The sequence below is a fragment of the Leifsonia poae genome (assembly GCF_050632865.1).
GTDB classification, from domain to species: domain Bacteria; phylum Actinomycetota; class Actinomycetes; order Actinomycetales; family Microbacteriaceae; genus Leifsonia; species Leifsonia poae_B.
In genome coordinates this window covers 1-11,863 of sequence record NZ_JBODSA010000002.1, presented here as the reverse complement: position 1 = coordinate 11,863, position 11,863 = coordinate 1, and the positions used below count along the sequence as shown (strand labels likewise).

At 68.8% G+C, this 11,863-nt stretch carries 8 protein-coding genes, 1 pseudogene and 2 riboswitches; of the genes and pseudogenes, 7 read left to right on the top strand and 2 right to left on the bottom strand.

What is annotated here, in order from left to right:
• Window positions 1–104: 104 nt before the first annotated feature.
• Window positions 105–197: riboswitch (glycine riboswitch) on the top strand.
• Between the two features lies 1 nt (window position 198).
• Window positions 199–296: riboswitch (glycine riboswitch) on the top strand.
• Window positions 297–358: 62 nt separating this feature from the next.
• The 3 genes and pseudogenes from gcvT (at window position 359) to gcvP (ending at window position 4,842) form a co-directional block, all read left to right on the top strand.
• Entirely contained in the window at window positions 359–1,534 is a 1,176-nt protein-coding gene (gene gcvT / locus ACRAWB_RS07235; RefSeq protein WP_431352734.1) for a glycine cleavage system aminomethyltransferase GcvT, read from the top strand.
• Between the two features lie 2 nt (window positions 1,535–1,536).
• On the top strand, window positions 1,537–1,911 hold the full coding sequence (gene gcvH / locus ACRAWB_RS07230; protein ID WP_431352733.1) for a glycine cleavage system protein GcvH: 375 nt from the start codon (window positions 1,537–1,539) through the stop codon (window positions 1,909–1,911).
• Window positions 1,912–1,927: 16 nt separating this feature from the next.
• A pseudogene (gene gcvP, locus ACRAWB_RS07225) lies at window positions 1,928–4,842 on the top strand (aminomethyl-transferring glycine dehydrogenase).
• Window positions 4,843–4,861: 19 nt separating this feature from the next.
• On the opposite strand, the gene ACRAWB_RS07220 reads toward gcvP, so the two are convergent.
• The gene (locus ACRAWB_RS07220) at window positions 4,862–5,656 is read right to left on the bottom strand and encodes a CPBP family intramembrane glutamic endopeptidase (protein ID WP_431352732.1); all 795 of its coding nucleotides are present in this window, start codon (window positions 5,654–5,656) and stop codon (window positions 4,862–4,864) included.
• A 211-nt stretch (window positions 5,657–5,867) separates the two neighbouring features.
• Here ACRAWB_RS07220 and ACRAWB_RS07215 point away from each other — a divergent pair, with 211 nt between their 5' ends.
• The 3 genes from ACRAWB_RS07215 (at window position 5,868) to ACRAWB_RS07205 (ending at window position 10,389) form a co-directional block, all read left to right on the top strand.
• Window positions 5,868–7,658 (top strand): ABC transporter family substrate-binding protein, encoded by a 1,791-nt coding sequence (locus ACRAWB_RS07215; RefSeq protein ID WP_431352731.1) that lies wholly within the window; start codon window positions 5,868–5,870, stop codon window positions 7,656–7,658.
• Between the two features lie 188 nt (window positions 7,659–7,846).
• On the top strand, window positions 7,847–9,379 hold the full coding sequence (locus ACRAWB_RS07210) for an ABC transporter permease (RefSeq protein WP_431352730.1): 1,533 nt from the start codon (window positions 7,847–7,849) through the stop codon (window positions 9,377–9,379).
• Complete coding sequence (locus tag ACRAWB_RS07205) at window positions 9,379–10,389, top strand: ABC transporter permease (protein ID WP_431352729.1); 1,011 nt, start codon at window positions 9,379–9,381, stop codon at window positions 10,387–10,389. The genes ACRAWB_RS07210 and ACRAWB_RS07205 overlap by 1 nt, the downstream gene beginning before the upstream one ends.
• A gap of 29 nt (window positions 10,390–10,418) precedes the next feature.
• Here ACRAWB_RS07205 and ACRAWB_RS07200 read toward each other — a convergent pair whose 3' ends face one another.
• On the bottom strand, window positions 10,419–11,045 hold the full coding sequence (locus tag ACRAWB_RS07200) for a PH domain-containing protein (RefSeq protein ID WP_431352728.1): 627 nt from the start codon (window positions 11,043–11,045) through the stop codon (window positions 10,419–10,421).
• A gap of 47 nt (window positions 11,046–11,092) precedes the next feature.
• On the opposite strand from ACRAWB_RS07200, the gene ACRAWB_RS07195 reads away from it, so the two are divergent.
• Window positions 11,093–11,863: ATP-binding cassette domain-containing protein (locus ACRAWB_RS07195; protein ID WP_431352727.1), on the top strand; the 771-nt coding region annotated here is incomplete at its 3' end.

Genomic DNA, 11,863 nt, shown 5'->3' with positions numbered 1-11,863 from the left:
TCTAACGTTGTAGCCATCTTAGTGTCGCGGCGACCAAAACCACAAACACAGCGCCCGGCGGCGCGAGCGGATATGCTGGCCGCACACAACTGAACAACGGCCACGAGGTCGATGCGGGAGAGTCGCGCGCGTGCGCGCGGCACCGAAGGAGCAATCCTCCCCGACAATCTCTCAGGTACGCGTACCGCATCGGACTGGCCACTCTGAAAAGCAGGACGGCATCCGCCGCCCTCGCCCACGGTGAAAGCCGCGTCCACGGACGCGGTGAAACTCTCAGGCCGGATGACAGAGGGGAGTTCTTCCCGGGAGCGGCGACGCTCCCGCAACCCCGGCCGACGGCCGGCGAACCGGAGAACTCATGACCTCAGAAGACAACGGCCGCACCTCGCCGCTCCACGACGCCCACGCGGCGGCCGGCGCCTCCTTCACCGACTTCGCCGGCTGGCAGATGCCGGTGCGCTACTCGTCCGACCTGGCCGAGCACCACGCCGTCCGCACCGCCGCCGGCCTGTTCGACCTCTCGCACATGGCCGAGATCGTGCTGATCGGTCCGGAGGCGGGGCAGGCGCTCGACTACGCGCTCGCCGGCAAGCTGTCCGCACTCAACATCGACCAGGCGAAGTACAGCCTGCTGCTGTCCCGCGCCGGGGGCATCGTCGACGACCTGGTCGTCTACCGCACCGGCGAGGACCGCTACATGGTCGTCGCCAACGCCTCCAACCGGGATGCGGTGGCCCAGGAGCTTCGCGACCGCACCTCGCCGTTCGACGTCGAGGTCTTCGACGAGTCCGACGACATCGCCCTCATCGCCGTCCAGGGTCCGGCCTCTCTGTCCATCCTGCTCGCCACCGAGGGCCTGGCCGCCGACGACGGCGCCCTCGACGGAGAGGACTTCGGCGAGCGCCTGTCGACCCTCAAGTACTACTGGTCGCTCCCGGCCCTCTTCCAGACGCACCCCGTCCTGATCGCCCGCACCGGCTACACCGGCGAGGACGGCTTCGAGCTGTACGTCGCCCCGGACAACGCCCGCGCCCTGTGGGACGCCCTCACCGAGGCCGGCACCGAGCAGGGCCTCGGCCTGGTTCCGGCGGGTCTCGCCTCCCGCGACACCCTCCGTCTGGAGGCCGGGATGCCCCTGTACGGGCACGAGCTCGGCCTCGACACGAAGCCCGCGCAGGCGGGGCTCGGCCGGGTCGTCAACCTGGCGAAGGACACCGACTTCATCGGCCGCGCCGCGAGCGAGGAGGGCCCGCATCCCGAGGCCCGCGTGCTGGTCGGCCTGGTGGGCGAGGGCAAGCGCGCCGCCCGTGCGGGCTACCCGGTCTTCGCCAAGGACACCGCCACGGGCGAGGACGCGGAGGTCGGCGTGGTCACGTCCGGCGCGCTGTCGCCGACGCTGGGCGTGCCGATCGCGATGGCGTACGTCGCGCCGGAGCTGGCCCGCGAGAACACCGTGCTCCACGTGGATGTGCGCGGCACGCGCCTCCCCTACACCGTCACCGCCCTCCCCTTCTACAGCAGAAAGAAGCGCTAGCCATGGCCGCAGAACGAGACCTGAAGTACACGCCCGAGCACGAATGGCTCCTGGTCGAGGGCGACGTCGCGACCGTCGGCATCACCGCCTACGCGGCCGAGAAGCTGGGCGACGTGGTCTTCGTCGAGCTGCCCGACGAGGGCAGCGACGTCACGGCCGGCCGGGTGGTGGGCGAGATCGAGTCGACCAAGTCGGTCGGCGAGCTGTTCGCTCCGGTGGACGGCATCGTCGCCGAGGCGAACTCCGCCGTCGTCGACGCGCCCGAGCTCGTCAACTCCGACCCGTTCGGCGAGGGCTGGCTGGTGAAGGTCCGCTTCACCGAGCTGCCCGACAACCTCCTCAGCTACGACGAGTACGCCGCCCTCACCGGCGAGTAAGGTTCCAGACCTCTTCATGACCGACCTCTTCCCAACGCGTCACATCGGCACCGATGGGGATGCGCAGAGCACCATGCTGTCCGCGATCTCGGCGGCGGCCTCCGCGACTGGTCCTCCGTGGAGGACCTGGTTCACGCGGCCGTGCCGGACTCCATCCGCGTCGACGACGACCGCACCTCGGCGCTGCCCGAACCGCTCGGCGAGCGCGCCGCCCTCCGCGAGCTGCGCGCCCTGGCCGCGCGCAACACGGTCAACCGCAGCCTGATCGGCCTCGGCTACTACGGCACCATCACGCCCGCGGTCGTCAAGCGGAACGTGCTCGAGAACCCGGGCTGGTACACCGCCTACACGCCGTACCAGCCGGAGATCTCGCAGGGCCGGCTGGAGGCGCTGATCAACTTCCAGACCATGGTCTCCGACCTGACCGGGCTCGACACCGCGAACGCGTCGATGCTCGACGAGGGCACCGCGGTGGTCGAGGGGATGCTGCTGGCGCGCCGCGCATCCAAGGCGAAGTCCACGAAGTTCGTCGTGGATGCGGACACCTTCCCGCAGACGCTGGCGCTGCTCCGCAATCGCGCGGAGGCGGTCGGCATCGAGCTCATCGTGACCGACCTCGCCTCCCTCCCCGCCGACGCCCCGGAGCTGTCGGACGCGTTCGGGCTGTTCATCCAGTACCCCGGCGCCTCGGGTCGCGTGTGGGACCCCTCAGCCGCCATCGCCACGGCCAAGGCCGCCGGCGCGGTCGTCGTCGCCGCGGCCGACCTGCTCGCGCTGACGCAGCTGAAGGGCCCGGGCGAGCTGGGCGCGGACGTCGCGGTCGGCACCAGCCAGCGCTTCGGCGTGCCGATGGGCTTCGGCGGGCCGCACGCCGGGTACATGGCCGTCCGCAAGGGTCTCGAGCGCCAGCTCCCCGGCCGTCTGGTCGGCGTCTCGCAGGACGCGGTCGGCAAGCCCGCCTACCGGCTCACGCTGCAGACCCGCGAGCAGCACATCCGCCGCGAGAAGGCGACGTCGAACATCTGCACCGCGCAGGTGCTGCTCGCCGTCATGGCCGCGATGTACGCCGTCTACCACGGCCCGGCCGGCCTGCGCGCGATCGGCAGCCAGGTCCACCTGTCGACCGCGGCCGTCGCGGAGGCGCTGCGCGCGTCCGGCGTCGAGGTCGTCTCGCGCTCGTACTTCGACACCCTCCAGGTCGAGGTGGACGACGCCTCGACCGTCGTCGCCCGCGCCCACGACCGCGGGCTGCTGCTGCACGCCACCGACGCCGGCCTCGTCTCGCTCAGCGTGGACGAGGAGTCGGCGGCCGACCTGCGCGACGGGACCTTCCCGCTCGGCGACCTGATCGAGGTCCTGGGCGGCACGGTGGAGGGCGACCTCGTCCTCGCGCTGCCGTCCGACGCGTCCTTCGACCCGGCTCTGACCCGCGAGTCGACGTACCTCACGCACCCGGTGTTCAACACGCACCACTCCGAGACGGCGATGATGCGCTACCTGCGCCAACTGCAGGACCGCGACTACGCGCTCGACCGCGGCATGATCCCGCTCGGCTCCTGCACGATGAAGCTGAACGCGGCGACCGAGATGGAGGCGGTGACCTGGCCGGAGTTCGCGGCCCTGCATCCCTTCGCTCCGGCCGCGGACGTCGCCGGCTCGCTCGAGCTGATCGACCAGCTCGAGGAGTGGCTGGCGGACGTGACCGGCTACGACACCGTGTCACTGCAGCCGAACGCGGGCAGCCAGGGCGAGCTCGCCGGACTCCTCGCGATCCGCGGCTACCACCGCTCGCGCGGCGACGACCAGCGGACGGTGTGCCTCATCCCGCAGTCGGCGCACGGCACCAACGCAGCGTCCGCGGTGCTCGCCGGCATGAGCGTCGTGGTCGTCGCGACCGACGAGCTCGGCAACGTCGACCTCGACGACCTGCGCGCCAAGATCGCGGAGCACGCCGACACGCTCGCCGCGCTGATGATCACGTACCCGTCCACGCACGGCGTCTACGAGCACGAGGTCGTCGCGATCACCCAGGCGGTGCACGACGCCGGCGGCCAGGTGTACGTGGACGGCGCCAACCTCAACGCCCTGCTCGGCTACGCCCGGTTCGGCGACTTCGGGGGAGACGTCAGCCACCTCAACCTGCACAAGACCTTCTGCATCCCGCACGGCGGCGGCGGCCCCGGCGTCGGTCCCGTCGCGGCCAAGGCGCACCTCGCGCCGTTCCTGCCCGGGCACCCGCTCGCTCAGGATGCGACGCACCCGCTCGCGGGTGGCGGACGCGTGGAGCACGGCGGCGGACCGGTCTCGGCCGCGCCGTACGGCAGCCCGAGCATCCTGCCGATCAGCTGGGCGTACGTCCGCATGATGGGCGCCGAGGGTCTGAAGGACGCGACCGGCGCGGCCGTGCTCGCCGCGAACTACGTCGCCGCCCGCCTGCGCGAGCACTTCCCGGTGCTCTACGCGGGGGAGGACGGCCTGGTCGCGCACGAATGCATCCTCGACCTGCGCCCGCTCACCGAGCGCACCGGCGTGACCGTGGACGACGTGGCCAAGCGCCTCATCGACTACGGCTTCCACGCCCCGACCATGTCGTTCCCGGTCGCCGGCACCCTCATGGTGGAGCCGACGGAGAGCGAGGACCTGGCGGAGCTCGACCGCTTCGTGGCCGCGATGATCGCCATCCGCGAGGAGGCCGACGCGGTGGCGGCGGGGGACTGGCCGTCCGACGACAACCCGCTGCGCAACGCCCCGCACACCGCGGAGTCGGCGGTCTCCTCCGACTGGAGCCACCCGTACTCCCGCGAGCAGGCCGTGTACCCCGTTCCCGCGCTCGTCCGGAACAAGTACTGGCCTCCCGTGCGCCGCATCGACCAGGCCTACGGCGACCGCAACCTCTTCTGCGCCTGCCCGCCTCCCGAGGCCTTCGCCTGACCCGTACGCCGGGTGGCCGTCACGCGAAGATCGACGGCCACCAGGCGACGGCGAGGGGATAGCCGACGAAGGAGACGATGTCGATGATCGTGTGCGCGACCACGAGCGGCATCACGCGGCCCCAGCGGGTGTAGGCCCAACCGAAGACGACGCCCATCACGGCGTTGCCGACGAACGGGCCGAAGCCCTGGTACAGGTGGTAGCTGCCGCGCAGCAGCGCCGAGACGACGATGATCGTCCACGTACCCCAGCCCAGCTGTCGCAGCCGCGTGAAGAGGTAGCCGACGACGATCACCTCCTCCTGCAGCGCGGCGCGCAGCGCGGCCAGGATGAGGACGGGCACCGTCCACCAGTGCGCATCCAGCGTCGAGGCCTGCACGGCGACCGTGATGCCGAGCAGGCGGGTCAGCGCGTAGAACAGGATGCCCGGGATGCCGATCCCGAGGAACAGCAGCAGGCCGCCGCCGAGGTCCCGGCCCGGGCGGGTGAGGTCGAAGCCGATCCGCCGGAAGCCGCTGCGCTGCGGCTGCCAGAGCAGGTAGATCACCAGCGCGACCGCGAACAGCGGGAACAGGTTGCCCAGCACCTGGTACAGGAAGTCGAAGACCTCGCGGTTCGACTGGCTCGGATTCACCTGTGCGGTCTGCTGCGAGAGCGGCGTGCTCTGGGTCGACCGGTCGATGATCGTCACGATCGAGTAGATCGCCGACTGCCCGAGCGAGAGCCCGAGGACGATGGCGATCTCCCACCACAGCCGGGTCCGCTCCGGCCGCGCGACCGGCACCTCCGCCGCGAACGTACGCGTTCCGCTCATAGGGGCATCCTGCCAGATCGTTGCATCCAGCGAACTATTCCACCGTTTTTGTGCGCTTCGTGCAGGATTCCGTCGACTGAGTTACCACTATGTAACGTTTTCCCCGCCTGTTTTGCAATCGCTCCCGGCGATACCTAGGGTCATTCTTATCCCGCGCGGGACAGGCACTCTCGCACGCCTGCACCGTCGCACACTTCGCACAGGAGGAACATTGCACATCAACGGAAGAAGGGTGAGGTACGCGGTCAGCGCGGTCGCCGTCGCAGGCGTCGCAGCACTGGCTCTGTCGGCCTGCACCACGTCCGGCAGCACCAGCACCTCGTCCGCTGCCAAGGGCGGCACCGTGACGGTTGCGGTCGTCAACGACTTCACCTCGTTCAACTCGCAGACCCCGCAGGGCAACCTGGACACCAACGGCCAGGTCGGCTACCTGAACGGGTCGTACGGAACCGGGTTCCAGTACATCGACAACAACTACAAGATCGTCCACGACGACAAGTTCGGCACGTTCGAGAAGACCTCGGACGACCCGCTGACGGTCAAGTACACCCTGAACAAGGACGACAAGTGGTCCGACGGCCAGCCCGTCACCGCTGACGACATGATCCTCGCGTGGGCCATCGCCTCGGGTCACTACGACTCGGCGAAGTTCGACGACTCGGGCAACGTCACCAGCGGAACCCAGTACTTCCAGATCGCGGGCTCCACCGCCGGTATCGACTCCACCGACTTCCCGACGGTGAGCAACGACAACCGCACGATCACCCTGAAGTACGCCACCCCGTACGTGGACTGGGAGCTCGTCAACCCGATCGCGCAGCCCGCGCACATCGTCGCCAAGAAGGCGGGCCTCTCCTCGGCCGCCGACCTGACGAAGCTGCTCAAGGGCCTGCCGAAGGGCGACCCGGCGAACCCGGCCCCGGCCGACCCGACGCTCAAGAAGGCGGCGGACTTCGTCAACACCGGCTACGACGTCACCGCGTTCCCGACCGACAAGGACCTGCTGGTCTCCTCCGGCCCGTTCGTCGTCTCGTCGTGGACCCCGGGTCAGTCGCTGACGATGACGCAGAACAAGTACTACGCGGGCGGCCTCAAGCCGCAGGTCGACAAGATCGTGTTCCGCATCATCCCGGACGCGAACGCCCAGGTCACCGCTCTCCAGAACGGTGAGGTCGACATCATCAACCCGCAGGCGTCCGCCGACACGGTCACCGCGCTCAAGCAGACCAGCGCGAAGATCCTCACCGGTGCGCAGGCGTCGTACGACCACCTCGACCTGAACTTCGGCTCGCCGGTGTTCGCCGACCCGAAGGTCCGTGAGGCGTTCCTCAAGACCATCCCGCGTCAGCAGATCCTCGACTCGATCGTCACCCCGGTCGACTCGAAGGCCAAGGTCCTGGACTCGCAGATCTTCCTGCCGAACCAGGAGCAGTACGAGGGCAGCGTCAAGCAGAACGGCTCCGACAAGTACGACAAGGTCGACATCGAGGGCGCCAAGGCGCTGCTCGCCGGTGCCACCCCGACCGTGCGGATCCTCTACAACACCAACAACCCGAACCGTGTCGACGAGTTCCAGGCGATCTCGGCCTCGGCTGCCAAGGCCGGCTTCAAGGTCGTGGACGCTGGCTCGCCCGACTGGAGCAAGCTGCTCCCGGGTGGCGACTACGACGCCTCGCTCTTCGGCTGGATCAGCCCGGGTGCCGGTACCTCGGCCCTCCCGCAGATCTTCGCGTCGCAGGGTGGCGGTAACTACAACCGTTACACGGGCACGAACGACCTGGCGCTGAAGTCGCAGACCACGCTGGACAAGGACGAGCTGACGAAGATCGAGTACCAGATCGACAAGCAGACCTTCTCCGACGCGTACGGCCTGCCGCTGTTCCAGCTGCCCGGTGTCTTCGGCGCGACCAACCGCGTCGAGAACGTCAAGTACAACGGCAACCAGAACGGTCCGTTCTGGAACTTCTGGGAGTGGTCGGTCAAGTCGTCCTCCTCGAAGTAACAGCTCCGTAAGAGAGAGTGCCCGGGCGAACCCCGGGCACTCTCCCTGCGGCGGGGCGTCGGTTCTCAGCCGGCGCCCCGTATCATGTAGTCGGTGGACGCGATCCGTCCGCCCTTGAGATACGCGCCTGGCGGCACCCCCGCCGCACCCCCCGATCGGCGCGTCCTGTCAGTGAAGGTTTTGAACCTATGGCGAGTTTCATCCTGAGGCGCCTTCTCGTCTCAGTGCTCATCATCATCGCCGCTTCGTTCCTGATGTACATGCTGGTGGCCTACAGCGCCGACCCGCTCCAGGATCTGCGAAGCAGCAATTCCCCCAACAAGACGCAGCTGATCAACGCGCGCATCCAGCTCCTCCAGCTGGACGTCGTGCCGCCGCTGCGCTGGCTGCTCTGGCTGGGCGGTGCGGCCAAGTGCCTCATCCCGTTCGCCAACGCCTGCGACCTGGGGTCCACCGTCTCCAACGCGAAGGTGGTCGACATCCTGCCCCAGGCCCTCGGGTCCACGGTGCAGCTGGTCACCGCCGCTCTGATCCTGGCGATCCTGCTCGGTGTCACGATCGGCATCGTCACGGCCCTTCGGCAGTACAGCGGACTCGACAACGTCGTCACGTTCCTCAGCTTCTTCCTGTACTCCCTGCCGGCCTTCCTCGTCGCGGTGCTCCTCAAGGAGTTCGTCGCGATCGGCTTCAACAACTTCCTCGCTCACCCGGTCATACCGTGGTGGGTGGCGGTGCTCATCGGCGTCGTCGCCGGTCTGATCTGGCAGTCGCTGATCGGCGGTGACCGGCGCCGGCGGCTCCTCACCTTCGTGATCTCGGGCGTCGCGACCGCGGGCGTCCTGCTGCTCATGTCGGCGATGAACTGGTTCCTCATGCCGGGCCTCGGTCCGGTGGTGATGATCATCCTCATCGCGGCGACGGTCATCGGCACGACGGCGCTGATCTCCGGCCTCCAGAACCGGCGGGCGCTGATCTCGGCGGCCATCGCCGGTGCGATCAGCCTGGTCTGCTACTTCGTGCTGCAGCCGCTGTTCGACGTCTCGACGGTCGCCACCATCGTGATCCTCGCGGTCATCGCCATCATCGTGAGCCTCGCGATCGGGTACTTCGTCGGCGGCTACGACCGCGGCCAGAACATGCGCATCGCGGTCATCGTCACCATCGTGTCGGGCTTCCTGATCATCGTCGACCGCTTCATGCAGGCCTGGCCGCAGTACTTCCAGGACACGAACGGCCGCCCGATCGCGACCGTCGGCTCGTCGACGCCAGGACTCGAGGGCGACATGTGGGTCACCGGACTCGACACGTTCACCCACCTGGTGCTGCCGACCATCGCGCTGCTCCTCATCTCGTTCGCCTCCTACACCCGCTACTCGCGAGCCGGGATGCTCGAGGTGCTGAACCAGGACTTCATCCGCACCGCGCGGGCGAAGGGCCTGCCCGAGCGGACCGTCGTGGTGCGCCACGCGTTCCGCAACATGCTCATCCCGATCACCACCCTCGTCGCGTTCGACGTGGGCGCGCTGCTCGGTGGTGCGGTCATCACCGAGCGCGTGTTCGCCATCCCCGGCATGGGCTCGCTGTTCAACCTGGGCCTCAGCCGCGGTGACCTCAACCCCGTCATGGCGTACTTCCTGGTGATCGCGGCGATGGCGATCCTGTTCAACTTCCTGGCAGACCTCGCGTACGCCGCACTCGACCCGAGAGTGAGGGTCCGATAATGGCCGAAACCACCCGTATCGCCGACGAGCTGGAAGCGCCGAGCTCCCCGCCCGTCAGCCAGGGCAAGCTCGTCTGGAAGCGGTTCCTCTCCAACAAGATCGCCGTCGCCAGCGCCATCCTGTTCATCCTGATCCTGATCTTCTCGATCTCCGCGATCGGCCTGGGCCCGATCCCCGGCTGGTGGAAGTACAACTACACGGAGCTGAACGACCAGGTCCGGCAGGGCGCCCCGACCTGGGAGCACCCGTTCGGTCAGGACCGCATCGGCAAGGACTACTTCGCGCTGACGATGCGCGGCATCCAGAACTCCATCCTGGTGATGGTGGTCCTAGGCCTCATCGCGAGCGTCGTCGGCGTCGTCGTCGGCGCTGTCGCCGGGTACTTCCGCGGCGTGACCGACGCCATCCTGATGCGCATCACCGACGTCTTCATCGTCATCCCGGCGCTGGTCATCGGCTCGGTGGTCGGACACGCGTTCGGTGGACTCGGCGCGTTCTTCCTGGCGCTGATGCTCGGCTTCTTCTCGTGGATGGGCATCGCCCGTCTGGTGCGCGGCGAGTTCCTGTCGCTGCGCGAGCGGGAGTTCGTGGAGGCCGCCCGCGTCGCCGGTGCGTCGGACACGCGCATCATCTTCAAGCACATCCTGCCGAACGCCATCGGCGTGGTCATCGTGGCCTCGACGCTGATCATGGCCTCCGCCATCCTGCTCGAGACCGCGTTGTCCTACCTCGGCTACGGCATCCGTCCACCGGACGTCTCGCTCGGCCTCCTGATCAGCTCGAACCAGTCGGCGTTCCAGACCCGGCCGTGGCTGTTCTGGTGGCCCGGCGCGTTCATCGTGACGCTCGCGCTGCTGGTCAACTTCGTCGGCGACGGTCTGCGCGACGCGTTCGACCCGCGCCACCGCCGGTTCAACCTCCGCAAGATGCGGGAGCAGGAGCCGGAGGAGGGCGAGGGCGACGACCGCACGCCGAAGACCGGAGCGGCCCTCGCGGAGGACGTGCTGTGACGACCCGCCCCGCTGCGCTGCTCCCGGTCTCAGGCCAGGAGCAGCGCGGCGACGGTGCCCGCCGCGAGCAGCACCAGCACGGCGAGCGACACGATGTGCCAGCGCACGTGGACCGGCGTCTCGTCGGCACGGCCGGCCTCGATCGCGCCGGAGTCCTGCAGGGCCGCCCAGCGGCGGCGCACCACCTCGGCGGCGGCGCCGGACTCGGTGGCCAGCAGGTCGCCGGGGCGGCGCAGGCTGTCCTCGACGCTCGGCCGTCCGACGCGTCCCCGCGTCTCGTTGCGGGTCGCGCGGAGCGTGCGGGTCGTGCCGGGAGCCGGCGCCGCCCAGACCGGGAACTTGCGGCCGGGCGTGTACAGCGTCAGCGCGTACTTGGTGTCGACCGCGATCAGCGCCTCCCACGGGATGCGGACGCTCTGCGTCACGTTGACGAGCTGCAGCCCGTCGTCGTCGACCACGAGGTTCGGACGCCACAGCATCGCCCAGGCGATGAAGGCCAAGAGCGCCAGCGGCACGATGTAGAGCAGACGGGCGTCATGGACGCTCACCAGCAGGCCGACGGTCAGCGCGGCAGCGGCCGCCCAGACCAGCACGGCAAGGACCCGGTTGAACCGGGACACGAAAACCTCGCGTCCGGCGGGGGAGACGTAGGGCATGGACCCATGCTCTCATCCCCGTCGAACGCTCCCGAAAGGAACCACTGATGACTGCTGAGACCAACACGGTCGGCACGTCCACCGTGACCGGCGGCCCCGTGCTCGAGGTGACCGGCCTCTCCGTCGACTTCGGCGTGGACGGCGTGCGGGTGCCCGCCGCCAAGAACCTGAACTACCAGATCCGCCCGGGCGAAGTGCTCGCCATCGTGGGCGAGTCCGGCTCGGGCAAGAGTGCGAGCTCGATGGCGATCCTCGACCTCCTGCCGAAGAACTCCCGCGTCCAGGGCTCGATCAAGCTGGACGGCCGCGAGCTGACGGGTCTGAGCCAGCCGCAGATGCGCCGGGTCCGCGGACGCCAGGTCGCGGTGATCTTCCAGGAGCCGATGACGGCGCTCAACCCCGTCTACACGGTCGGCTTCCAGATCGTCGAGACGCTGCGCATCCACTTCGGGATGTCGCCGCACGAGGCCAAGGAGCGTGCCCTCGAGCTGCTGGCGATGGTCGAGCTGCCCGACCCGAAGAAGGCGTTCAACTCGTACCCGCACCAGCTCTCGGGCGGCCAGCGTCAGCGCGCCATGATCGCGCAGTCGATCTCGTGCGACCCGAAGCTGCTCATCGCCGACGAGCCGACCACCGCGCTCGACGTGACGGTGCAGGCCGAGATCCTGGAGCTGCTGCGCAGCCTCCGCGACCGGCTCGACAGCGCCATCCTGCTCATCACCCACGACATGGGCGTCGTCGCCGACCTGGCCGACAACATCGTCGTGATGCGCAAGGGCGACATCGTCGAGTCCGGCACGGTGAAGGACGTCTTCGCC